This window comes from Hydrocarboniphaga sp. (assembly GCF_965279055.1).
Classification (GTDB): domain Bacteria; phylum Pseudomonadota; class Gammaproteobacteria; order Nevskiales; family Nevskiaceae; genus Hydrocarboniphaga.
Genome location: NZ_OZ257125.1, coordinates 1,017,958 through 1,039,344 on the forward strand (window position 1 = coordinate 1,017,958; position 21,387 = coordinate 1,039,344).

23 protein-coding genes are annotated in these 21,387 nt (G+C 66.7%); 16 read left to right on the forward strand and 7 right to left on the reverse strand.

Translation table 11 applies throughout. The features are described from left to right. Positions 1 to 9: 9 nt before the first annotated feature. Both ACQZF9_RS04705 and ACQZF9_RS04710 read right to left on the reverse strand, forming a co-directional pair. Positions 10 to 432, reverse strand: a complete 423-nt coding sequence (locus ACQZF9_RS04705; RefSeq protein WP_428312105.1) for an endonuclease domain-containing protein — start codon at positions 430 to 432, stop codon at positions 10 to 12. A gap of 3 nt (positions 433 to 435) precedes the next feature. Next, the gene (locus ACQZF9_RS04710; RefSeq protein WP_428313366.1) at positions 436 to 1,800 is read right to left on the reverse strand and encodes a pyridoxal-phosphate dependent enzyme; all 1,365 of its coding nucleotides are present in this window, start codon (positions 1,798 to 1,800) and stop codon (positions 436 to 438) included. Positions 1,801 to 1,936: 136 nt separating this feature from the next. Here ACQZF9_RS04710 and ACQZF9_RS04715 point away from each other — a divergent pair, with 136 nt between their 5' ends. The 3 genes from ACQZF9_RS04715 to ACQZF9_RS04725 are packed head-to-tail and all read left to right on the forward strand — an operon-like array spanning position 1,937 to position 4,172. Beyond that, positions 1,937 to 2,170 (forward strand): DUF2970 domain-containing protein, encoded by a 234-nt coding sequence (locus tag ACQZF9_RS04715; RefSeq protein WP_428312106.1) that lies wholly within the window; start codon positions 1,937 to 1,939, stop codon positions 2,168 to 2,170. Continuing rightward, a complete protein-coding gene (locus ACQZF9_RS04720) occupies positions 2,167 to 2,883 on the forward strand; it encodes a c-type cytochrome (protein ID WP_428312107.1) in 717 nt (238 codons plus the stop codon). Before ACQZF9_RS04715 ends, ACQZF9_RS04720 begins: the two co-directional genes overlap by 4 nt. Next, positions 2,880 to 4,172, forward strand: a complete 1,293-nt coding sequence (locus ACQZF9_RS04725) for a c-type cytochrome (RefSeq protein ID WP_428312108.1) — start codon at positions 2,880 to 2,882, stop codon at positions 4,170 to 4,172. Before ACQZF9_RS04720 ends, ACQZF9_RS04725 begins: the two co-directional genes overlap by 4 nt. A gap of 85 nt (positions 4,173 to 4,257) precedes the next feature. Here ACQZF9_RS04725 and ACQZF9_RS04730 read toward each other — a convergent pair whose 3' ends face one another. Both ACQZF9_RS04730 and ACQZF9_RS04735 read right to left on the reverse strand, forming a co-directional pair. Then, the gene (locus tag ACQZF9_RS04730; protein WP_428312109.1) at positions 4,258 to 4,551 is read right to left on the reverse strand and encodes a GIY-YIG nuclease family protein; all 294 of its coding nucleotides are present in this window, start codon (positions 4,549 to 4,551) and stop codon (positions 4,258 to 4,260) included. 113 nt (positions 4,552 to 4,664) lie between these two features. Beyond that, positions 4,665 to 5,450 carry an acyl-CoA thioesterase gene (locus ACQZF9_RS04735; protein WP_428312110.1) on the reverse strand — a complete coding sequence of 262 codons (786 nt, stop codon included), beginning with the start codon at positions 5,448 to 5,450 and terminating at the stop codon, positions 4,665 to 4,667. Between the two features lie 204 nt (positions 5,451 to 5,654). Between ACQZF9_RS04735 and ACQZF9_RS04740 the strand changes: the two genes are divergently transcribed. The 3 genes from ACQZF9_RS04740 to ACQZF9_RS04750 all read left to right on the forward strand — a co-directional run bounded on the left by ACQZF9_RS04740 (position 5,655) and on the right by ACQZF9_RS04750 (position 11,027). Beyond that, entirely contained in the window at positions 5,655 to 6,863 is a 1,209-nt protein-coding gene (locus ACQZF9_RS04740) for an acetylornithine/succinyldiaminopimelate transaminase (RefSeq protein ID WP_428312111.1), read from the forward strand. Between the two features lie 126 nt (positions 6,864 to 6,989). After that, complete coding sequence (locus ACQZF9_RS04745) at positions 6,990 to 9,866, forward strand: EAL domain-containing protein (protein WP_428312112.1); 2,877 nt, start codon at positions 6,990 to 6,992, stop codon at positions 9,864 to 9,866. Between the two features lie 57 nt (positions 9,867 to 9,923). Beyond that, positions 9,924 to 11,027: an SPOR domain-containing protein gene (locus ACQZF9_RS04750; RefSeq protein WP_428312113.1), complete on the forward strand. Its 1,104-nt coding sequence runs from the start codon at positions 9,924 to 9,926 to the stop codon at positions 11,025 to 11,027. Positions 11,028 to 11,171: 144 nt separating this feature from the next. Here the strand turns inward: ACQZF9_RS04750 and ACQZF9_RS04755 are convergent, their stop codons facing one another. Beyond that, positions 11,172 to 12,083, reverse strand: coding sequence for a YgfZ/GcvT domain-containing protein (locus ACQZF9_RS04755; RefSeq protein ID WP_428312114.1), 912 nt, complete (start codon positions 12,081 to 12,083; stop codon positions 11,172 to 11,174). A 190-nt stretch (positions 12,084 to 12,273) separates the two neighbouring features. Between ACQZF9_RS04755 and ACQZF9_RS04760 the strand changes: the two genes are divergently transcribed. From ACQZF9_RS04760 to ACQZF9_RS04800, 9 genes are all read left to right on the forward strand, one after another. Beyond that, the gene (locus ACQZF9_RS04760) at positions 12,274 to 12,510 is read left to right on the forward strand and encodes a DUF1674 domain-containing protein (protein ID WP_428312115.1); all 237 of its coding nucleotides are present in this window, start codon (positions 12,274 to 12,276) and stop codon (positions 12,508 to 12,510) included. Positions 12,511 to 12,612: 102 nt separating this feature from the next. Then, positions 12,613 to 13,014 carry a succinate dehydrogenase, cytochrome b556 subunit gene (gene sdhC / locus ACQZF9_RS04765; protein WP_428312116.1) on the forward strand — a complete coding sequence of 134 codons (402 nt, stop codon included), beginning with the start codon at positions 12,613 to 12,615 and terminating at the stop codon, positions 13,012 to 13,014. Positions 13,015 to 13,029: 15 nt separating this feature from the next. Beyond that, positions 13,030 to 13,407, forward strand: a complete 378-nt coding sequence (gene sdhD, locus ACQZF9_RS04770; RefSeq protein WP_428312117.1) for a succinate dehydrogenase, hydrophobic membrane anchor protein — start codon at positions 13,030 to 13,032, stop codon at positions 13,405 to 13,407. 42 nt (positions 13,408 to 13,449) lie between these two features. Continuing rightward, complete coding sequence (gene sdhA / locus ACQZF9_RS04775) at positions 13,450 to 15,267, forward strand: succinate dehydrogenase flavoprotein subunit (protein ID WP_428312118.1); 1,818 nt, start codon at positions 13,450 to 13,452, stop codon at positions 15,265 to 15,267. A 12-nt stretch (positions 15,268 to 15,279) separates the two neighbouring features. Next, positions 15,280 to 15,828 carry a DUF2939 domain-containing protein gene (locus ACQZF9_RS04780; protein ID WP_428312119.1) on the forward strand — a complete coding sequence of 183 codons (549 nt, stop codon included), beginning with the start codon at positions 15,280 to 15,282 and terminating at the stop codon, positions 15,826 to 15,828. A 31-nt stretch (positions 15,829 to 15,859) separates the two neighbouring features. Further along, positions 15,860 to 16,645, forward strand: a complete 786-nt coding sequence (locus ACQZF9_RS04785; RefSeq protein WP_428312120.1) for a succinate dehydrogenase iron-sulfur subunit — start codon at positions 15,860 to 15,862, stop codon at positions 16,643 to 16,645. Between the two features lie 131 nt (positions 16,646 to 16,776). After that, positions 16,777 to 17,022: a succinate dehydrogenase assembly factor 2 gene (locus ACQZF9_RS04790; RefSeq protein WP_428312121.1), complete on the forward strand. Its 246-nt coding sequence runs from the start codon at positions 16,777 to 16,779 to the stop codon at positions 17,020 to 17,022. Beyond that, a complete protein-coding gene (locus tag ACQZF9_RS04795; protein ID WP_428312122.1) occupies positions 16,991 to 17,479 on the forward strand; it encodes a protein YgfX in 489 nt (162 codons plus the stop codon). Before ACQZF9_RS04790 ends, ACQZF9_RS04795 begins: the two co-directional genes overlap by 32 nt. Positions 17,480 to 17,529: 50 nt before the next feature. Continuing rightward, complete coding sequence (locus ACQZF9_RS04800; RefSeq protein ID WP_428312123.1) at positions 17,530 to 18,066, forward strand: lipocalin family protein; 537 nt, start codon at positions 17,530 to 17,532, stop codon at positions 18,064 to 18,066. An 18-nt stretch (positions 18,067 to 18,084) separates the two neighbouring features. Here the strand turns inward: ACQZF9_RS04800 and ACQZF9_RS04805 are convergent, their stop codons facing one another. Continuing rightward, complete coding sequence (locus ACQZF9_RS04805) at positions 18,085 to 18,996, reverse strand: TIGR01777 family oxidoreductase (protein WP_428312124.1); 912 nt, start codon at positions 18,994 to 18,996, stop codon at positions 18,085 to 18,087. Between the two features lie 3 nt (positions 18,997 to 18,999). Continuing rightward, positions 19,000 to 20,658, reverse strand: coding sequence for an L-aspartate oxidase (gene nadB, locus ACQZF9_RS04810; RefSeq protein ID WP_428312125.1), 1,659 nt, complete (start codon positions 20,656 to 20,658; stop codon positions 19,000 to 19,002). A 110-nt stretch (positions 20,659 to 20,768) separates the two neighbouring features. Between nadB and rpoE the strand changes: the two genes are divergently transcribed. Further along, positions 20,769 to 21,341, forward strand: coding sequence for an RNA polymerase sigma factor RpoE (gene rpoE / locus ACQZF9_RS04815; protein ID WP_428312126.1), 573 nt, complete (start codon positions 20,769 to 20,771; stop codon positions 21,339 to 21,341). Positions 21,342 to 21,387 lie beyond the last annotated feature (46 nt).

A 21,387-nucleotide genomic window follows, 5' to 3' on the forward strand; every position in this document is an offset into this window, starting at 1 on the left:
GCCCCCACCCTAACCCTCCCCCGCAGGCGGGGGAGGGGACGGGGCAGCGACGCCTTGTTGGTCTCCTTCCCCCGCCTGCGGGGGAAGGTCGGGATGGGGACGCAGAGACGCGGCGATCACTTCGAGCACCGCGTTAGTTTCTTTGAAGATTTGATCGTTCCAAAAACGGTGCACTCTAAAGCCCTGTGCCTCAAGGTAAGCCGGTCGCCTGGTGTCACGCGCACTGTCGGCATGCTGCCCTCCGTCGAGTTCGACGATCAGCCTTTTCTCCAGGCATGCAAAGTCGGCGACATAAGGTCCGATCGGCGCCTGCCGTCTGAACTTGTAGCCCAGCAACTGACGCAGTTTGAGACGCTGCCAGAGGCGCTGCTCGGCGTCGGTCGAATGCCGTCGCAGTTCTATCGCATGATGTTGGGTCTTGCCGATGCGCATGTGTCACAACTGCTTGCGCAAATAATTCAGCAGATCGATCTTGGTGATCAGGCCGACGAACTTGCCGTGGTCCTCGACGATCGCGACATGGTCGCGCTGGAAAATCGGCACCAGCTCGGAGACCGGCGTGTCGGCGGCGATGGTATCCACCTTGGTGACCATCGCGGAGCGCACCGGGTCCTGAAAGCGCGCCGGGTCGGCCTGCACATGGAACAGCAGGTCGGATTCGTCGAGGATGCCGGCCAGTTTGTCGCCCTGCATCACCGGCAGCTGCGAGACGTCGAACAACTTCATACGGCGGTAGGCCTGCAGCAGCGTGTCTTCCGGCACCAGGGTCGCGACGCTGCCTTCGGCGTAGCGGCGCACGATCAGGTCGAGCAGGTTGCCTTGCTTGGGCCTATCGAGCAGGCCCTGCTCGAACATCCAGAAGTCGTTGTACATCTTGGTCAGGTACTTGTTGCCGCTGTCGCAAACGAAAGTGACGACGCGCTTGGGCGCGGTCTGTTCGCGGCAGTAGCGCAGCGCGGCGGCGAGCAGCGTTCCGGTGGACGAGCCGCCGAGAATGCCTTCGCGGCCCAGCAGTTCGCGTGCCGCGTGAAAGCTTTCGGCGTCGGTGATCTCGTAGGCTTTTTTCACATAGTCGAGTTCGCAGTTCGGCGGAATGAAATCCTCGCCTATGCCTTCGACCAGCCAGCTGCCGGGCGTGATGGTTTCGCCGGTGTTGATCAGCGGTGCCAGGATCGAGCCCTTGGGGTCGGCCAGTACCATCTCGACATGCGGCGCGACGCGCGCGAAGTAGCGCGACAGGCCGGTGAGTGTGCCGCCGCTGCCGACGCCGACCACCACCGCGTCGCACATGTGTTCGGTCTGTGCCCAGATTTCCGGGCCGGTGGTCGCCTCGTGCGCAAGCGGATTGGCCGGGTTGGCGAACTGGTTGACGTAGAAGCTGTTCGGGATCTCGTGCGAAAGCCGCTCGGCGATGTCCTGGTAATACTCGGGGTGGCCCTTGCCGACATCGCTGCGCGTGATCCGCGTGTCCGCGCCGAGCGCGCGCAAATGCAGGATTTTTTCCTGCGACATCTTGTCCGGGATCACCAGCACCAGTTGATAGCCTTTCTGCGCGGCGACCAGCGCCAGGCCCAGGCCGGTGTTGCCGGCGGTGGCTTCGATCAGCGTGCCGCCGGGCTGGATCGCGCCGCTTTTCTCCGCGGCCTCGATCATCGACAGGCCGATGCGATCCTTGATCGAGCCGGTCGGGTTCTGATTTTCCAGCTTGACGAAAAGCCGGCACGGGCCGGTGTCGAGCTGCTTGAGTTCCACCAGCGGCGTGTTGCCGATGGTGGCGAGGATATGGCCGTCGCGCGTCATCGAACTCATCCTGCAATGCAGATGCGCCGCAGGTTAGCACGAGGCAGCAGCGGCGCCCTGGCGGATCGCATCCAATGTCAAAACCCTGCCTGACATTTCGTTCTCAACTTAGCGCGCAGCGAGGTCGCATCACACCATGACATCCCCGGACCATCAGACCAAGCCCGCGCGCCTGAGCTTCTGGCAGACCGTCGGCAGCGTGCTCGCCTCGTTCTTCGGCGTGCAGAGTTCCAAGGCACGAAAGCGCGATTTCTCCAGCGGCAATCCGGTTGCGTTCTTCGTCGTCGCGGTGGTGATGACGGGCCTGTTCGCACTGTCGCTGATCGCGATCGTGCGGCTGATCCTGCACTTCGCGGTCAGCGCCTCATGAAGCGCGCGGCCTGGTTCGGCCTGCTGCTGGCGACCTCGTTGACTGCCACGGCGCAAACCGGGGCCACGCACGAACTCGACAGCATCGAGCAGCGCGTGCTGCCGTGCTCGGCCTGCCACGGCGCCGAAGGCCGTGCGACGCGCGAGGGCTATTACCCGCGCATCGCCGGCAAGCCCGCAGGCTATCTGTACAACCAGCTGCAGAACTTTCGCGACAACCGGCGCGCGAACGCTCAGATGACGTATCTGGTGCAGCGCCAGAGCGACGCCTACCTGATGGAAATCGCGCAACACTTTGCGCAGATCGATCTGCCGTATCCGCCGCCGGAAGCGCCGCGCGCCGCAGCGCTGGTGCTGGAGCGCGGCATGAAGCTGGCGCGCAGCGGCGATGCCGAACGCGGCCTGCCGGCCTGCCAGTCCTGCCACGGCGAGCGCCTCACCGGCGTGGCACCCGCGGTGCCCGGCCTGCTCGGCCTGCCTTACGACTACATCGCCGCGCAGCTCGGATCCTGGCGCGAGCATATCCGCCGAGCGCAGGCGCCGGATTGCATGGCGCAGATCGCCGAACGCCTGAGCGCCGACGATGTCGCCGCGGTCGCCGCCTGGCTCGCCGCGCAGCCGATGCCGGCCGACACGCATCCGGCCAACACCTTCACGACGCCGCCCCCGCTGCAATGCGGCGGCCTGATGCCGACCGCGGAGCACGCGCCATGATCATCATCCGCAAGCTGTCGTTCGGTCTGCTCGCGCTCGCTGCGGTCGCCGTCACGCTGTTGCTGTGGCGCGGGCTGCGCCACGATCACGATGTCGCCGGCAGCAGTCCGCTGCCGATCGACACCACGCAGACACCGTTGGAACGCGGCCGTTATCTGACCCAGCTCGGTGACTGCATGGCCTGCCACACGGTGCAGGGCAGCGCCGCCTATTCCGGCGGCCGCATGATCACCACACCATTCGGCCGTTTCTATTCGCCGAACATCACGCCCGACGACGACACCGGCATCGGCCGCTGGAGCGCCGACGATTTCTGGGGCGCGCTGCACGAGGGCCGCGCCAAGGGCGGCAAGCTGCTGTATCCGGTGTTCCCGTACACCAACTACACGCGCATGACGCGCGACGACAGCGATGCGATCTACGCTTATCTGCGCACGATTGCGCCGGTGAAGCAGGCCTCGCGCGAGCACGATCTGAAGTGGCCGGTTTCCTGGCGCGTGTCGCTGATCGGCTGGCGCGCGCTGTTCTTCGAGCCCGCGGTGTTCAAGCCGCAAGCGGATCGGAGCGCCGCCTGGAATCGCGGCGCTTACCTGGTTCAGGGCCTGGCGCATTGCAGCGCCTGCCACGAAGCGCGCAACGCACTCGGCGGCGTGCAGACGCGCGACAACCCGGCCGGCGGCCTGGTGCTGGACTGGTACGCGCCGGTGCTCAGCGCCGCCGTCGAAGCCGGCGTGCAGGACTGGCCGCAGGCCGACATCGTCGCGCTGCTGTCGGTCGGCAAATCAGCGCGCGGCTCGGCGCTGGGGCCGATGGCCGAAGTGATCTACGAGAGCCTGCAGCACGGTAGCGACGAGGACATCGCGGCGATGGCGACGTATCTGCAATCTCTGCCGGTCACGGCGAAGCCCGAGCCGGAAGCCCAGCCGCGCGTGTTGCCCAACGATCTGCTCAGGGCCAGGGCCAATGGCGCGTCGCTGTACGCAAAAAACTGCGCGCAATGCCACGGCGACGACGGCGAAGGCCGTGCACCCGCTGCCCCGGCGCTGGCCGGCAATCGCGCGGTGACCATGGACTCTGCGGTGAACCCGATCCGCATCGTGCTGTTCGGTGGCTACACGCCCGGGACCGCCGGCAATCCGCGGCCTTTCGGCATGCCGCCGTTCTCGGCGGCAATGAGCAAGCAGGACGTGGCCGATGTGCTGAGCTATGTGCGCATGTCGTGGGGAAACCAGGCGCGTGCGGTTACCGCGGTGGAGGTGGAGCGGCTGTCGGGTGGGCCGTTGTGGTGATGGTGGTCGTGTCGGCACGGAATCCGAACCCATCCCCGTTCGTCCCGAGTAGCCGCGGCCTGTCGCGGCGTATCGAGGGACCAGATTACTTTTGACTGACGAAGCACTTTCTGGCCGCAGCGCTGAGCGCTGCCCAGTCACCAGCGGCCAGTGCTTTCTTCTTTGCCCGGCTCCAACGCTTGATCTGCAGTTCGGCTGTCATTGCCTCGTCGCGAGTAGCGAATGCCTGCGAGTAGGCCAGTTGAACCGGCCGACGCATCCGCGTGTGCTCGGCGCCCTCGCCGTGCTGGTGTTGTGCGATCCTCAGGTCGAGGTTGTCAGTGTGGCCGGTGTAGAAGCTGCCATCGCTGCACTGGAGCATGTACATCCAAAAGGCCATCGATCGGGTCCCTCGATACGCCGCGAGAAAGCCGCGGCTACTCGGGACGAACGGAGCTTGGGATCGTCCCTGGCGGCGTTGTATTCGATTGGAGCCAGACAAACCGGGCTGCGCTACGCAAACACCACCATATTCTGCCGGCTCAACATCGCCGGCGAACCATCCGGTGCCCAGATCATCGCGGTCTGGCTGGTGTAGCCGTTGGCGGCGCTGAGGACGTCGGCGTCGAAGCGCCAGCCCTGCAGCGGCAGGTGGTCGTAGCGGTCGGCGAGGAATTCCAGCATCCAGGTCATCGAGCTGGCGGGTGCGGGTTTGTTCAGCAGGGTGATCGCCAGCGGCGGGATCGAGTCGGCGATGGTCGGCAGATGCAGTTCGCTCATCATGCCCTGCTGCTTGAAGCCGACTTCGATGACCGCCGCCGCGCTGGTGCCGCCGGTGAACGGCAGGTTGCCATTGAGCCAGCGCATGTCGAAGTGCTGCAGGAAGGCCGGGGTCATGCCGGGGATGTTCGGCATCAGCATCGGCTTGCGCGTCGCGACGAAGGCCGGCTGCTCGGGGCGGATGTTGACCACCGATTCGCGTGTCGCGCCGAAGATGCCGACGACCAGGCACAGCGTCTGTTCGCCGTCGTAAAGCCGTGCCTCGACATGCGTCGCGTTCTTGCCGGCACGCAGCAGCCTGGCCTGCACGCGGATCGTGCCGGCGGGCACCGGCGCCAGGAAGGTCACCTGCAGTACGCGCAGCGGCTGAGCGGCCACCAGCGCGCGCATCGCCTTGACCGCGAACGTGACCTGCAGGCCGCCGAATGCGCTGCGGCCCTGCAGCCAGTCGTCGGTGATGGTCGCGGTCCAGCCGTCGCCGTCGGGTTGCTGCAGCTGGATCAGTTCTTCGAAAACCATGGTGTGAAGTTCCGTGTGGGTGGGCGGACCGCCGGCAATCTAGGCGTGGCGGCGAGCGGCCGGATTGGCCCGCGTGACAGCGCTTGTTACTATAAGCGGGCGTCACCGCGATCAATGGCCCGGCACCCGGGCCATTCGCATTTTGTGACGCTGGTTCGGCGCATCCTTCTGCGCCTTCGAGGTAGAGGTTCGAGAGGTATTCACATGCAGGTCACCCGCAAGACCTTCGACGAGGTCATGGTTCCCAATTACGCGCCGTCCGACATCATTCCGGTGCGCGGTCTGGGCTCGCGAATCTGGGATCAGCAGGAGCGTGAATACCTGGATTTCGCCAGCGGCATCGCCGTCACCGGTCTCGGCCATTGCCACCCGAAGCTGATCGCGGCGCTGGCCGAGCAGGCCGGCAAGCTGTGGCATCTGTCCAACGTGATGACCAACGAGCCGGCGCTGAAGCTGGCCAGCAAGCTGGTCGAGCTGACGTTCGCCGACCGCGTGTTCTTCTGCAACTCCGGCGCCGAGGCCAACGAAGCCGCGTTCAAGCTGGCGCGCAAGCATGCGTCAACGAACTACGGCCCGCACAAGCAGCAGATCATCTCGTTCTACAACGCCTTTCACGGCCGTACGCTTTTCACTGTCAGCGTCGGCGGCCAGGCCAAGTACACGCAGGGCTTCGAGCCGCTGCCGGGCGGCATCACCCATCTGCCGTTCAACGATCTGGCGGCGCTGGAAGCCGCGGTCGGCGAGCAGACCTGCGCGGTGGTGCTGGAGCCGGTGCAGGGCGAAGGCGGCATTATGCCGGCGACGCGCGAGTTCCTGGCGCTGGCACGCCAGCTTTGCGACCGCCACAAGGCGCTGCTGATTTTCGACGAAGTGCAGTGCGGCAACGGCCGCAGCGGCAGCCTGTTCGCGTACCAGCAGCTGGGCGTCACCCCCGACGTGCTGACCACCGCCAAGGGCCTCGGCGGCGGCTTTCCGGTCGGCGCGATGCTGGCCACCAAGGAAGCCGCGGCGAGCCTGGCTTTCGGTACGCATGGCTCGACTTACGGCGGTAACCCGCTGGCCTGCGCCGTCGGTCTTGCGGCGCTGACCGAGACCTCGAGCCCGGCCATTCTGGAAAACGTCGCGGCGCGCTCGACGCAGCTGCGCGACGGTCTCGCGGTACTGGCGACCGCGCATGGCGTGTTCAGCGGCTCGCGCGGCATGGGCCTGCTGATCGGCGCGCCGCTGGTCGACGCCTGGAAAGGCCGCTCCAAGGACGTGATCAATGCGGCGATGCGCCACGGCCTTTGGATACTGGCCGCCGGCCCCGACGTGCTGCGTCTGGCGCCGCCGCTGAATATCAGCGAGGCCGATATGGCCGAAGGCCTGCGTCGTCTCGGCCAGGCGCTGACCGATCTGGGCAAGCCGGCCTGAGGCCGACGCGGCACCGCGGTCGCGAGCCGGCCGCTGTAGCTGCTTTGTACCGGTGTGCGGGGCTTACCGGGTGCCGGCTGCTAGCATGCCGACCGTTGAGCCCCGATTCTCACTCCGGCCCGTTCCTTGATCGATCACGACACCGTCGCCGCTGACGAGCACTTGAGCGCCGCGGCCTATGCCAGCGTGTCCGAGTCGCTGCGTGCGGTGTCCGGCCTGCGTCTCGACGACTACCGCCGCGCCAGCGTGCTGCGCCATCTGCAATCGCGCATGCGCCAGCTGGAAATCGTCGAGCTGGACCAATACCTCGGCTGCCTGAGCCGGGACCGTCGCGAGGCCGAAGCGCTGGCGCGCGAGATGCTGGAGGCCAGCACCGTGCTGTTCCGCGATCCCGAGGCCTATGCCGGCCTGGCGCGCGCGCTGCCGTACCTGCTCGACGCTTCGCCGACGCCGCGCGTCTGGGTGCCGTGCTGCGCCGGCGGCGAAGATGCGTATTCGATCGCGATGCTGCTGGCCGAGGCGCAGGCCGCGTCCGAGTCACCGGAAAGCTTCGACATTCTCGGCACCGACATCGACGCGGAGCTGCTCGCCGACGCGCGCGGCGGCCGCTACGGCGCCACCGACGCGCTGCAGGTGCCGGCGCCGTTGCGCGCGCGCTATCTGGAATTCGTCGACGGCCAGTACCGCGTGATTCCCTTGCTGGCGGCGCGCTGCGAATTTCTGCTGCACGAGCTGACCGTGCCGCTGCCGCTGAGCGGCTTCGACCTGGTCGACTGCCGCAACCTGGTGGCCTCGTTGCAGCTGCCGGTACAGCGTGCCGCGCTCGAGCATTTCCGCGCGGCGCTGCGTCCCGGCGGTTTTCTGCTGGTGGGTCGCGGCGACGTCATGGGCGCGCACGGCGATCTGTTCAAACGCAGCGCGTCCGTGCCCGGGCTTTATCAGCGAGTGGAACCGCAGCCGCGGCCCAGCGATCCGCCTTCCGATGCGTATCGCGCCGCACTGCTCAGTTCGACCACGCCGGGCGCGGTGCTCGACGCCCAGGGCCGGCTGCTGGAAATCAATCCGACCCTGCTGCGGCTCAGCGGCCGGCTGCCCGACGAACTGCTCGGACAGAGCCTGAGCCGGCTGCTGCCGGAAGCCGAAGCCGCCACGCTGCAGCTGACATTGCAGACCCTGACCGACGGCCAGCGCCACGAGATCGACGTCTCGCTGCTGACGCCGGCGGCGCCGCTGCCGGCGCGGCTGGCGCTGAGCCGCTGGCACGGTGGCGATGCCCCTTTCGTGCTCGCCGAATGGCGTCTGGCGAGTGCGCCGGTGGCTGATTCCAGCGGCCAGGCCGGCAGCCTGCTCGCCGCCAGCATGCGGCTGATGAGCGAGAGCCTGATCGTCACCGACAGCGCCGGTCGCATCGTCGAGTTCAACCGCGGCGCCGAGCGCCTGACCGGCTGGCCGCGCAGCCAGGCGATCGGCCTGGAACACGAAAGCGTGCTGCGCCTGGTCGGCTCTGGCGGTGCGGTGGAAGCCGGGCCGGTGGCGCGCTGCCTGCGCGATCCGCATCTGATCCGTCGCGGCGACGAGCATCAGCTGCTGAGCCGCGACGGCCGGCGTCTGCGCGTGCGCCTGAGCTATTCGCCGCTGTTGACCGAGGGCGAAATCAGCGGCGTGCTGCTGCTGCTCGAAGACACCACCGAGCAGGCACTGCTCGCCGACGAACTCGAATACCGCAGCTCGCACGACGCGCTGACCGGGCTGTTCAACCGCGGTGAATTCGAGCGCCGCGTTTCCGCCGCGCTGGCCGAGGCGCAGGCCGGCGGCCGGCGGCAGATGCTGTGCTACATCGACGTCGACCAGTTCAAGGTGATCAACGACACGCTCGGCCACTACGCCGGCGACGAACTGCTACGCCAGCTGGCGACGCTGCTGCGTTCGCGGCTACGGCCGGAAGACGCGCTGGCGCGGCTCGGCGGCGACGAGTTCGGCGTGCTGTTGCCGGAGCTGCACGGCGATTCCGGCCGCGCGCTGGTCGAGGCGCTGCTCGCAGCGGTGCGCGGCTTCCGCTTTCCCTGGGAAGCCAAGAGCTATGCGATCACCGTCAGCATCGGCGTCGTCGAAGTCGACGCCGGCAGCGGCGACATCGTCAGTACCCTGGCCGACGCCGACGCGGCCTGCTATGCGGCCAAGGACGGCGGCCGCGATCGCGCGCGCTGGGTCTCCGACGGCCACGACGAGATCCGCGCGCGCCACGCCGAGATGACGATGGTCGGGCGTATCGGCAAGGCGCTCGACGAGGGCCTTTTCCTGCTGTTCTACGAGGACGTGGTCGCGACCAACGCGACGCATCAGGTGTTCTACCGCGAGCTGCTGGTGCGCATGCGCGACGACGACGGGCGCCTGGTGCAGCCCGGCGGCTTCATCGCCGCGGCCGAGCGCTATTACCTGATGGCGGCGCTGGATCGCTGGGTGCTCAGCACCGCGTTCGCCGGCATCGCGCAATTGCCGGCCGACGGCATCATCTACGCGGTCAACGTCTCCGGCATGTCGCTGTCCGACGACCAGTTTCTGGGCTACGTGATCCGCGTGCTGGAGCGCACCGGCGTCGCGCCGGAGCGCATCTGCTTCGAGATCACCGAGACCTCGGCGATTTCGCATTTGAGCGAGGCGGTGCGCTTCATCACCCATCTGGCCGAACTCGGCTGCCGCTTCGCGCTCGACGATTTCGGCTCGGGCATGGCGTCGTTTTCGTACCTGAAAAATCTGCCGGTACAGTTCGTCAAGATCGACGGCAGCTTCGTGCGCAACATGCAGGGCAGCACCGTCGATCGCGGCATGGTCGAGGCGATCAACCGCATCGGCCACGACATGGGCCTGTGCACGATCGCCGAGCACGTGGAGACCGCCGATGCGCTGCAACTGCTGTCGACCATCGGCGTCGACTGGGTTCAGGGCAAGGTGATCGGCGAGGGCCGGCCTTTCGACGAACTGCTGGCGTCGGCAAAAGCCTGATTCGCTCGTGCGGGTCAGGCTCTACACTGTCGCGGTTCCGGGCCAAGTTTTAAGCGCATGAAACCTTCCGTCGCCGCGTCGCTGCTGCTGCCGTTGCTCGCGCTGGGCGCGTTGCCGCCGCGCGCGAGCGCGCAGATGCTGCGGCTCGACCAGCTCCAGGGCAGCGCCGAGCTGACGCGCGGCGACACGCATCCGCCGCTGAACGCCGAGACCGCGATCGTTGCCGACGACCAGATCCGGGTCGGCGCCGGCAGCAAGCTGTCCTTGCGGCTGGGCCGCCACGGCATTCTGGAACTCGGCGCCGGCAGCGAGCTGACCGTCGAGCGCCTGCCTTTCGCCAGCTACGCCGACGATTTGCGCACGATCCTGCGGCTGCGTCGCGGCTTTCTGCGCGTGATCTGGAAGCAGCCGCCGCTGGACATCAAATGGCCGCTGTTCGTCTACATGGACAGCGACCGCGCGGCATTGCTCAGCGGCGAATATTTCTTCGAAGTCGGCAGCGAGATCAATGCGATCTGCGTCGCCGAAGGCGGCCTCGCGCTGCAGGGCGGCAGCCGCGACGAGGCCCAGGCGCTGGAGCCCGACACCTGCTATCGCATGGTCCCTGGCGTGCCGCCGCAGCCGCGTGACCAGCGGCCCGAGGACTGGATCGCGGTGCGTGCGAATCGCGCGCTGGATCGCAGCATGTGGGCGATGCCGGCGGTCGCGTCGAGTGCGTCGCCGCCAGTGACGGCCACAGCAGCGGCCGCGCCACCGTTGCCGGGCATCACCGCTCCGGTGGTGACGCCGCCAGCGGTCAGGCCGGTGCCGCCGAAGCCGGCAGAAAAGCCGGCAGAAAAGCCTGCGGTGAAATCGGTCGCCAAGGCACCGGTGCCAGCGCCGGCCAGCCCGCCGCGCGTGGTTGCCGCCGCCGCGGTCGCTGGCGGCGGCTGGACCTTGAACCTGGCCTCATTCCCGGACCAGGCCAGTGCCGACAAGGAGCTCGCCCGGCTCAAGAAAGCCGGCTTCCCCGGCGTGGTGACGCCGGCCGACGTCAAGGGCCGCAACTGGTACCGCGTGCAGATCCAGGGCCTCGCCAGCCGCGAGGAGGCGCAGGGCATGGCCGAGCAGCTCAAGGGCAGTGGTTTCATGCAGGCCTGGATACTGAAGCCGGGGCAGTAGGCGTCGCCCTCGATCGGGTCCCTCGATACGCGCCTGCGGCGCTACTCGGGACGAACGGGTTTTCGTTCGGGGCTGGTGCTCATAAACCGCCGTTGGTCCCGAGTAGCCGCGCTTTTCGCGGCGTATCAAGGGATGCAACCGACCTCAGTACTCGTAAGCCTGCGGCACGCTCAAGGCGACATCGCCGACGCGCAGCGACGCCGACTGCGCCTGGCCGATCTGCAACACCACCGCCGCCGCAAAGCCATCGCCCTCGGCCGCCGACAGCGCGATCTCGCCGACCGCCTGCGCCTCGCCGCCGTCGTGCACCGCGCTGCCCGGTTCAGGCGGCGCGCCGGCGCCGCGGCACAGGAACATGCGCCGCTTCAGCTGGCCGAGGTAGTGCAGCCGCGCGACGATCTCCTGGCCGGTGTAGCAGCCCTTGTCGAAGCTGATGCCGCCGAGCCTGTCGAGGTTGGCCATTTGCGCGACGAAGTGATCCTGGGTCTGCGGCAGCACCGTGGTGACGCCGGCGAGCACGTCGTCCAGGCGCCAGGCATCAGCGCCGAGGCGGTCGGCGTCGGTCCAGGCAGCGGCCAGCGCATCGAGCCTGTCCCGCGCCGCCAGCAAGCTGTAGCGGGGCAGGGCGCCGAAGCGGCGCAGCACGCGCACGCCGTCTGCTTCCGCCATCTGCATCGCCTGCTCGGGCACCGGCAGGCCGGCCGCGGTCAGCGCGGCGGCGGCGCCGGCACCGCGCAGGCCCAGCAGCGCGTCCGGCGAGGTCTCGACCTTGACCTTGGAGCGCAGCACGAACAGGCGCAGGCGTTTGGCGATCGGCTCGGCCAGGACGGCCGGCAGCTCGATGTCGACCGCGCCGTCGGCGGCGCGGCTCAGCGTCATCGCCGCGAGCATGCGGCCCTTGGGGCTGCTGTAGCTGCTGATCTGCGCGCACTCGGCGCTGAGTTTGCGCAAATCGTTGCCGAGCTGGCCCTGGAGGAAGCTGTCGGTATCGCTGCCGGCGGCGCGCAGCAGGCTCCAGTCCGGCGCGAGATCGACAAGGCTGTACGGTGAAGACATGGGGTTATTGGTTTTCCTGGCCGGTTTGATCGGGAAAGGCGATGGCAACAAGGGTCGCATTGCATTGCCACGCGTCGGATAACTTTGTCACACTATGTTGGTTTCGCCATCCAGACACGTCAGTTTGACCGTCCAGACTTTGTCCATCCCATCCGACCCATCGGTTCAGCGGTATCAGCCGGCGAGCGCGGTGGCGGAGACGATCGTGCGTTTCGACCCGAAAACCAAGCCTGCGATGGCCAGGGCCAAGCCGGCCGAAGCGGCCGCCGCGAAGCCGCAGCCGGTCGCGGGCTGGGAGCTGCCGGCGTCGGTGGCCAGCCTGCACGACGGCATAACCCCGGTACGCGAGATTGGCGGTCGCAAAGACGGGACCGAGCCGACGCGGTACGGCGACTGGGAAAAGAATGGCCGCTGCATCGATTTCTAGTCTTTAAACGAATTTACTCAAGCACACCGTTTTGGAAGTGGCAGCACCTGCGCGCAGCAGCGCGTGGCAACTTTCACGTCCCAGACCTCAAAGGGAGTCGGAATGAGCACGAACAAGTCGGTCGATAAAAGACCGCTGTCACCTTTCATGATCGGGCCTTTCTACAAGCCCCAGCTGACCTCGATGCTGTCGATCACCCATCGCCTGACCGGCCTGGTGATCACGCTCGGCTCGCTGTTCATCGCGGGCTGGCTGATCTCGCTGGCCGCCGGCCCTTACTGGTACTCGGGTTACGCCTACCACATGCTCGCCTGGTACGGCCAGGCGCTGCTGTTTGCCTGGAGCTGGTGCACGCTGTTCCACCTGTGCAACGGCATTCGGCATCTGGGCTGGGACGTGGGTTTCGGCCTGGATCTGAAGACTGCATACCTGAGCGGCTACACCGTGGTGATCGTGTCGGCGGTGCTGACCATCGCCGTCTGGATCCTGGCTTACGCCGCCTGATCGGAGCCTAGAACAATGAGCTTACGTTCCCCGCTTTCCCGCGCCCGCGGTCTCGGCAGTGCCAAGTCCGGCGTGCATCACTTCTGGGTGCAGCGCCTGACCGCGCTGGCGCTGATCCCGCTGACGCTGTGGTTCGTGTTCTCGGTCGCGCGCCTGGCCGGCGGCGACTACGAGTCGACCTACCTGTGGGTGCATTACCCGCCGTTCGCGGTGACCCTGGTGCTGTTCCTGATCATCGCGTTCTGGCACGCGGTGCTCGGCGTGCAGACCGTGATCGAAGACTACGTCAGCCACGAAGGCTGGAAGCTGTCGATGCTGGTCGCGGTCAAGTTCGGCCTCGCCATCCTCGGCGCGATCTGCGTGTTCGCGGTGCTCAAGGTCGCGCTGACCTAAGCATCCGCCCCGGAACATCAAGCAATATCAGAGACAGACTAAATGGCTCAGCCCGACATCGTTTTTCCCAAGACCCGTCCCGGTTACGAAATCGTCCATCACGAATACGACGTGGTGGTGGTGGGTGCCGGCGGCGCCGGCCTGCGCGCCACGCTCGGCCTGGCCGAAGTGGGCCTGAAGACCGCCAACATCACCAAGGTGTTTCCGACGCGCTCGCACACGGTGGCGGCGCAGGGCGGCATTTCCGCCGCGCTCGGCAACATGGGCCAGGACGACTGGCGCTGGCACATGTACGACACCGTCAAGGGCTCCGACTGGCTCGGCGACCAGGACGCGATCCAGTACATGTGTCGCGAAGCGATCCCGGCGATCATCGAGCTTGAGCATTACGGCCTGCCGTTCTCGCGCACGCCGGAAGGCAAGATCTACCAGCGTCCGTTCGGCGGCATGACCACGCATTGGGGCGAAGGCACCGCGCAGCGCACCTGCGCCGCCGCCGACCGCACCGGCCACGCGATGCTGCACACGCTGTATCAGCAGAGCCTCAAGGCGCAGGCGCAGTTCTACATCGAATACTTCGCGCTCGACCTGATCATGGACAAGGGCGAGTGCAAGGGCGTGATGGCCTGGGACATGGCCACCGGCCAGCTGCACCGCTTCCGCGCGCAGACCGTGATCCTGGCCACCGGCGGCTACGGCCGCGCCTATTTCTCGGCGACCAGCGCGCACACCTGCACCGGCGACGGCAATGCGATGGCGCTGCGCGCCGGCGTGCCGCTGCAGGACATGGAGTTCGTGCAGTTCCACCCGACCGGCATCTACGGCTCGGGCTGTCTGATCACCGAAGGCGCGCGCGGTGAGGGTGGTTATCTGACCAACTCCAAGGGCGAGCGCTTCATGGAGCGCTACGCGCCGAATCGCAAGGATCTGGCGTCGCGCGACGTGGTGTCGCGTTCGATGACGATGGAAATCCGCGACGGCCGCGGCGTCGGTGCCGAAGGCGATCACATCCATCTGCATCTGGAGCACCTGGGTCCGGAAGTGCTGCACGCGCGGCTGCCCGGCATCTCCGAGACCGCGAAGATCTTCGCCGGCGTCGACGTCACCAAGGAACCGATTCCGGTGATCCCGACGGTGCATTACAACATGGGCGGCATCCCGACCAACTTCTACGGTGAAGTGGTGACACTCAAGGACGGCAATCCGGACAGCGTGATTCCGGGCCTGATGGCGGTCGGCGAAGCCGCCTGCGTGTCGGTGCACGGCGCCAACCGCCTCGGCAGCAACTCGCTGCTCGATCTGGTGGTGTTCGGCCGCGCTGCCGCGCATCGCGCTGCCGTGGTCGTCAAGAAAGGCGCGCCGCACCGCACGATTTCCGGTGAATCCGAAGACATGTGCCTGGATCGCCTGGACAAGCTGCGCAATGCCAAGGGCACGCGCAAGACCGCCGACCTGCGTCTCGAAATGCAGAAGACCATGCAGAAGCATGCCGCCGTGTTCCGCACGCAGGAGTCGATGGACGAAGGCCTGGTCAAGCTGCGCAAGACCATCGAGTCGTTCCGCGACGTGCAGGTTTCCGACCGCTCGCTGATCTGGAACAGCGACCTGGTGGAGACGCTGGAACTCGACAACCTGCTCGGCCAGGCGCTGGTCACGCTGGAGTCGGCCGCCTCACGCAAGGAATCGCGCGGCGCGCATGCGCACGAAGATCATCCGGATCGTGACGACGTCAACTGGTTCAAGCACAGCCTGGCCTGGCGCACCGGCGAGACCTCGGTGAAGCTCGACGGCCGCCCGGTGCACATGCACACGCTCGACGACGAGATGCAGGTCGTCGCGCCACAGAAGCGCGTGTACTAAGAGCCGCCCTCGATGAAAGCCGCGTCGCACAAAGCGCTGTTGTCCTTGCTGGTGGCGAGTCTGGTGCTCGTCGCCTGCGACGGCATCGCGCCGCTGCGCGCGCTGAAACAGCTGCGCGATGCGCTGCAGGCACGCGACGAGACCGGCGTCGCCGCCTTGGTCGATTTCCCGCGGGTCAAGGCCAATGCCTCGATGCGCGTCGAAGCACGGCTGCGCCAGGCCAACGAAGGGCGTCCGCTCGGTGGCCTGCGTGCGGCGATCGCCGATCGTTTCGCCGACCGCGTGATCGACAAGATCGCGACGCCGCGCGGCCTGATCGGCTGGGTCTGCGATGGTTCGCTCAAAGCCCCGCCGTCGCCGCCGCCGCCCTGCGATCTCAAAGGCGAGCTGCAGGATCGCCATTCCGAGTCCGCGAGCCGTTACCTCGCCACCCTGGGCTTGCCCGACGGCAAGCAGGTGACGCTGACGGTCGAGCAGCAGGCGGATGCGAAATGGCGCGTGGTCGATATCGAGATGTCCCCCGAATCTTTTGAACAGTTGCGCAATTCCCTGGCGGATTGACGCACCCGATGTATCAAGAAGGAAGCCGAAAATGGTTCAGTTGACGCTACCCAAGAACTCGACGATCGACAAAAAGGCCGGCAAGAAATTCGCCGCGCCGGCTGGGGCCAAGAACGTCCGCAGCTTCAAGATCTATCGCTACGATCCGGACACCGGCGCCAATCCTCGCGTCGATACCTACGATCTGGACATGGATGCCTGCGGCCCGATGGTTCTGGACGCGCTGATCAAGATCAAGAACGAGATCGATCCGACGCTGACCTTCCGCCGCTCCTGCCGCGAAGGCATCTGCGGCAGTTGCGCGATGAACATCGACGGCACCAACACGCTGGCCTGCACCAAGGGCTGCGACGAGGTGAAGGGCGACGTCAAGATTTACCCGCTGCCGCACATGCCGGTGGTGAAAGATTTGGTGCCGGATCTGACGCACTTCTACGCGCAGCTGGCCTCGGTCGAGCCCTGGCTGAAGACCGACAGCCCCGCGCCGACGCGCGAGCGTCTGCAGTCCGAAGAAGACCGCGCCAAGCTCGACGGCCTGTACGAGTGCATCCTCTGTGCCTGCTGCTCGACGAGCTGCCCGAGCTACTGGTGGAACGGCGATCGCTACCTGGGGCCCGCCGTGCTGCTGCAGGCTTATCGCTGGATCGCCGACTCGCGCGACGAGGCCACCGGCGAGCGTCTCGACGCGCTGGAAGATCCGTTCAAGCTGTACCGCTGCCACACGATCATGAACTGCACCAAGACCTGCCCCAAGGGTCTGAATCCGGCAGAAGCGATCGCCAAGACCAAGAAGCTGCTGGTCGAGCGTCAGGGCTGAAAGTTTGTCTCCCTCTCCCTCCGGGAGAGGGCCGGGGTGAGGGTGCTTCAGGTTATGGCCGAGGCTCTTTACCTGATGGTCCCTCACCCTAACCCTCTCCCGGAGGGAGAGGGGACAACGAGCCCTTTCCCATGACGACCCCCACCGATAACCCGCGCCTGCGCTGGCTGCTCCGCCGCGGCATGAAGGAGCTGGATGTCGTCGTGACGCGCTATTACGAGCGCCACTTCGCCACCGCCAGCGATACCGAGCGCGCGGCCTTCGTCAAGCTGATCGAGACCGCCGAAGATCCCGATATCTGGGCCTGGGTGATGGACTATCAGGCGGTGCCGGCCGAGTACGTCGATGTTGTCCAGCGGCTTCGAATCCACGCTTGATCTGCGGCTGGTGCCCTCGCTACGGGCGCTGCGCTGGCTCTACGCGATCCATTTCGTTCCGCTGATCGTCATCGCCTTCGCGATGCAGCAGGGCCTGCCGATGATCGGGCTTGCGCTGGCTTTCGGCTGCTCCTGGTTTTATCTGCGACGCCATCGCGCTTTCGGCTACGGTCCACGCGCGATCGTGCGTGTGCTGTGGCAGCCGGATACGGGCTGGCGCATTTGGCAGAGCAACGGCGCCGAAGCCGCCGCGGCCCTGCAATCCGACAGCTACGTACAGCAGCGCCTGCTGGTGCTGAACTTCCGCTACCTCGACGGCGGCGCCGCCGGCCGTCGCAACAGCCGCGTGCTGCTCGGTGATGAACTGCCGGCCGATGCGCTGCGTCGGCTGCGCGCGCTGCTACTCGGCGTCGACAGCAACCCGAGCCGCACATCACCGCCAGACGCATCCGGTTAAGCCGGCGCTTCGTAGTCTCAGGCAATGACCTTCTTCAGGACTTTGCCCGCATGCGTAGCCTCCTCGTGTTGTTCGCCGTGCTGTCGCTGTCGGCTTGCGCCGGCATGAGTGCGCCCAAACAGCCGACGCCGATCATGCCGAGCATCGAGCTGCCGCGTTTCATGGGCAGCTGGTATGTGATCGCTGCGATTCCGCTGTACCCGGAGCGCGAGGCATTCAACGCGATCGAGACCTATACGCTGCAGCCGGATCGTTCGATCAAGACCGATTTCCGCATGCGAAAGGGAAGTTTCGATGCGCCCGTGAAGGTCTATCACCCGACGGGCTACGTCGTCGACGGTACCGGCGACGCGGTCTGGGGCATGCAGTTCCTGTGGCCGTTCAAGGGCGAATACCGGATCGCCTTCGTCGAGCCGGACTACTCGGCGACGATCGTCGCGCGCAACAAGCGCGACTATGTATGGCTGATGGCGCGCACGCCTCAGATCAGCGATGCGGCTTATGTGCGCTACGAGAAGATGATTGCGGATATGGGCTACGACGTGGCGAAAATCCGCAAGGTGCCGCAGCAGTGGCCCGAGAAGTAGGCGCCGTCTTGAGCGACGTTACTTGGCGATGATCGCTTTCAGCGCGCCGCTCAACTCCGGGTGCCGGAACGTATAGCCGGCTTCCAGCAAACCCACCGGCAACACGCGCTGGCTGATCAGGAACAGCGCCGACATTTCCCCCGCCAGTTTCAGCAGGCCCGCCGGCACGCGCAGCCATAGCGGCCTGTGCATCTGAGCGGCGATCGCGCGCATCAGCGCGCGCTGCGTCACCGGCTCCGGCGCGACCGCGTTGAAGGGCCCGCGCATCGTCGGGTGGTCGAGCAGGTGCAGGATCACGCCGACTTCGTCATCCAGATGGATCCAGGGCTGCCACTGCCGGCCATCGCCGAGCACCGCGCCCAGGCCGAAACGGCTGGTCAGCAGCAGCGGCGGCAACAGGCCGCCGTTGTGGCCGAACACCAGGCCGGTACGCAGCAGGCACAGGCGAACGCCGAGATCGGCTGCCGGCTGCGCCGCGTTTTCCCACAACACGCAGAGCTCGGACATGAACTCAGCCGTCGCGGCGTCGTGCTCGTCCAGGGTGGCGTCGCCGCGATCACCGTAGTAGCCGACGGCGGAGCCGCTGATCATCACCGAGGGTTTTTTCTGCAGCCGCGACATCAGCGCGATCAGCGCGGCCGTCGTTTGCACGCGGCTGTCGATCAGGCGCTGCTTGCGCGCGGCGTTCCAGGGCCCGGCCGCCAGCGGTTCGCCGGCGAGATTGATCACCGCGTCGATCTCGCGATCCGGCGCAATCGCGTCGAGACTGCCGACGATCTCGACACCGGCGCCGAGCTTTTTGCGCGCCTTGTCGAGGTTGCGCGCCAGCGCCACCACTTGGTCGCCGCGTGCCAGCAGCTGCGGTATCAGTGCGCCGGCGATGAAGCCCGTCGCGCCGGTGATCAGGATCGTTCGCGACGCCGTGTTCATGGCTTACCTGGCTCCGATGCCGAGCACGCGGCCCGGCAGGATCGTCGGTACCGCCGTCGGCAGGGTCTGAGGATAGTCGAGCGTGTAATGCAGGCCGCGCGACTCGTGCCGCGCCAGCGCCGAGCGCACGATCAGATCGGCGCAGGCGGCCAGGTTGCGCAGCTCGATCAGGTGATGATCGACGCGGTAGTTGCCGTAGAAGTCCTGAATTTCCTGCTGCAGCAAGGTAATTCGATTGAGCGCGCGCACCAGGCGTTTGGTGGTGCGAACGATGCCGACGTAGTCCCACATGAAGGTACGCAGCTCCAGCCAGTTGTGCGACACCACGACGTCCTCGTCCGAGTGCGACACGCGCGATTCGTCCCAGGGTTTCAGCGGCCGCATCGGCGGCATCACCACCAGCGAATCGGCGATGTTGTCGGCGACGGCTTCGCCGAACACCAGGCATTCGAGGATCGAGTTCGAGGCCAGGCGATTGGCGCCATGCAGGCCGGTGCAGGCGGTTTCGCCGGCCGCATAAAGACCTTCGACATCGGTGCGCCCGGCCAGATCGGTGAGCACGCCGCCGCAGGTGAAGTGCGCGGCCGGCACCACCGGTATCGGCTGCCTGGTGATGTCCAGGCCCAGCGCCGCGCAGTGCGCGTGAATGCTCGGGAAATGTTCCTCGATGAAGCGGGCGTCCTTGTGCGTGATGTCCAGATGCACATGCGACAGGCCGAGACGCTTCATCTCGTGGTCGATCGCGCGCGCGACGATGTCGCGCGGCGCCAGCTCCTCGCGCGGATCGAAGCGCGGCATGAAGCGCTCGCCGGTGGTCGGCAGGCGCAGCACCGCGCCTTCGCCGCGCAGCGCCTCGCTGATCAGAAACGAGCGTGCGCCTTGTACCGGCGCGCTGCTGCCACCGTTGCCGCCCGCTGCAGTCAGGCCCGGGTTGTACAGAATCGTCGGGTGGAACTGCATGAATTCCATGTTGGCGACGCGGCAGCCTGCGCGCCAGGCCATCGCGATGCCGTCGCCGGACGCGCCGAACGGGTTGCTCGAATACAGGTACACCTGGTTGGCGCCGCCGCTGGCCAGCACCACGCACTGCGCCGGCACCGCCTCGACCCGCTTGCTCTTGCGGTCGTACAGATAGGCGCCGACGACACGCTTGCGCTCGTCGTCGAGGATCAGGTCCAGCGAAATGGTTCGCTCGCGCACCGTGATCAGCGGATTGGCCGCCGCCAGGCCGGCGAGCGTGGTTTCGACCGCGTGGCCGGTGGCGTCCGCGGCGTGGACCACGCGGCGGTGGCTGTGGCCGCCTTCGCGGGTCAGGTGCAGCTTGCTGTCGGCGGCGCCGGACTCGCGAGTGAAGTCGACGCCGCTCTCCTGCAGCCAGCGCACCACGCCGGGGCCGCGCTCGATGGTGAAGCGCACCGCCGCGTCGTCGCACAGGCCGGCGCCGGCGACCAGGGTGTCGCGCACATGGGCCTCCAGCGAGTCGTCCTCGTCGAACACCGCGGAGATGCCGCCCTGGGCCCACAGCGTCGCGCCCGATTCCAGCTGGGCCTTGGACACCACGGTGCTGGCAATGCCGTGCCGGGCCAGCTTCAGCGCGCAGGTCAGGCCGGCGGCGCCGCTGCCGATGATCAGGACTTTCGAGGGGGCCGCGGGTTCACTCATGGTCTGGATTCGTTAGACTAGTGTGCTGGCCGCTCGGGGCGCGCGGTCTTAAGCATCATCAGTATTCATTTTATAGCGTTATAGAAAAGGCGAAGGCCGCGCGGCCGCGCATGAGCGAAGAACTAGTAGACGAACAGTTGGTCGAGCGCGCCCAGCAAGGTGACAAGCGCGCCTTTGAGTTGCTGGTCCGCAAGTACCAATACAAGATCATTCAGCTGGTCAGCCGGCTGGTGGGCGACGCCGATGCGCCGGACGTCGCCCAGGAAACCTTCATCAAGGCCTACCGCGCGCTCAACGGCTTCCGCGGCCAGAGCGCCTTCTACACCTGGCTGTACCGCATCGGCATCAATACCGCGAAGAACTACATCGTCGCCCGCGGCCGGCGGCCTTCCAACCAGGACATCGACGTCGGCGACGCCGAGCAATACGGCCATACCGAGCAGCTGTCGGACGCGGACACCCCCGAGTCGCTGCTGTTGTCCGACGAGCTCAAGCGCAAGGTCGGCGAGACCATCGCCAAGCTGCCGCCGGACCTGCGCCAGGCGATCACGCTGCGCGAGCTCGACGGCCTGTCCTACGAGGAGATCGCCGAGGTCATGAACTGCCCGATCGGCACGGTGCGCTCGCGCATCTTCCGCGCGCGCGAGGCGATCGACGCCGTCGTGCAACCGATGCTGGGTTGAACGGTCCCCGCCACGTGTAAAGTTTTTGCACCATCGGGCAGTACAA

What these genes read in the sequence shown, in the direction of transcription:
- ACQZF9_RS04715 (WP_428312106.1), top strand. Translation starts at nt 1,937, where the DNA reads ATGACATCCCCGGACCATCAGACCAAGCCCGCGCGCCTGAGCTTCTGG.
- ACQZF9_RS04705 (WP_428312105.1), bottom strand. Translation starts at nt 432, where the DNA reads ATGCGCATCGGCAAGACCCAACATCATGCGATAGAACTGCGACGGCAT.
- ACQZF9_RS04750 (WP_428312113.1), top strand. Translation starts at nt 9,924, where the DNA reads ATGAAACCTTCCGTCGCCGCGTCGCTGCTGCTGCCGTTGCTCGCGCTG.
- sdhD (WP_428312117.1), top strand. Translation starts at nt 13,030, where the DNA reads ATGAGCTTACGTTCCCCGCTTTCCCGCGCCCGCGGTCTCGGCAGTGCC.
- nadB (WP_428312125.1), bottom strand. Translation starts at nt 20,658, where the DNA reads ATGAGTGAACCCGCGGCCCCCTCGAAAGTCCTGATCATCGGCAGCGGC.
- ACQZF9_RS04785 (WP_428312120.1), top strand. Translation starts at nt 15,860, where the DNA reads ATGGTTCAGTTGACGCTACCCAAGAACTCGACGATCGACAAAAAGGCC.
- sdhC (WP_428312116.1), top strand. Translation starts at nt 12,613, where the DNA reads ATGAGCACGAACAAGTCGGTCGATAAAAGACCGCTGTCACCTTTCATG.
- ACQZF9_RS04710 (WP_428313366.1), bottom strand. Translation starts at nt 1,800, where the DNA reads ATGACGCGCGACGGCCATATCCTCGCCACCATCGGCAACACGCCGCTG.
- ACQZF9_RS04725 (WP_428312108.1), top strand. Translation starts at nt 2,880, where the DNA reads ATGATCATCATCCGCAAGCTGTCGTTCGGTCTGCTCGCGCTCGCTGCG.
- rpoE (WP_428312126.1), top strand. Translation starts at nt 20,769, where the DNA reads ATGAGCGAAGAACTAGTAGACGAACAGTTGGTCGAGCGCGCCCAGCAA.
- ACQZF9_RS04800 (WP_428312123.1), top strand. Translation starts at nt 17,530, where the DNA reads ATGCGTAGCCTCCTCGTGTTGTTCGCCGTGCTGTCGCTGTCGGCTTGC.
- sdhA (WP_428312118.1), top strand. Translation starts at nt 13,450, where the DNA reads ATGGCTCAGCCCGACATCGTTTTTCCCAAGACCCGTCCCGGTTACGAA.
- ACQZF9_RS04780 (WP_428312119.1), top strand. Translation starts at nt 15,280, where the DNA reads ATGAAAGCCGCGTCGCACAAAGCGCTGTTGTCCTTGCTGGTGGCGAGT.
- ACQZF9_RS04790 (WP_428312121.1), top strand. Translation starts at nt 16,777, where the DNA reads ATGACGACCCCCACCGATAACCCGCGCCTGCGCTGGCTGCTCCGCCGC.
- ACQZF9_RS04755 (WP_428312114.1), bottom strand. Translation starts at nt 12,083, where the DNA reads ATGTCTTCACCGTACAGCCTTGTCGATCTCGCGCCGGACTGGAGCCTG.
- ACQZF9_RS04735 (WP_428312110.1), bottom strand. Translation starts at nt 5,450, where the DNA reads ATGGTTTTCGAAGAACTGATCCAGCTGCAGCAACCCGACGGCGACGGC.
- ACQZF9_RS04720 (WP_428312107.1), top strand. Translation starts at nt 2,167, where the DNA reads ATGAAGCGCGCGGCCTGGTTCGGCCTGCTGCTGGCGACCTCGTTGACT.
- ACQZF9_RS04740 (WP_428312111.1), top strand. Translation starts at nt 5,655, where the DNA reads ATGCAGGTCACCCGCAAGACCTTCGACGAGGTCATGGTTCCCAATTAC.
- ACQZF9_RS04795 (WP_428312122.1), top strand. Translation starts at nt 16,991, where the DNA reads ATGTTGTCCAGCGGCTTCGAATCCACGCTTGATCTGCGGCTGGTGCCC.
- ACQZF9_RS04730 (WP_428312109.1), bottom strand. Translation starts at nt 4,551, where the DNA reads ATGGCCTTTTGGATGTACATGCTCCAGTGCAGCGATGGCAGCTTCTAC.
- ACQZF9_RS04805 (WP_428312124.1), bottom strand. Translation starts at nt 18,996, where the DNA reads ATGAACACGGCGTCGCGAACGATCCTGATCACCGGCGCGACGGGCTTC.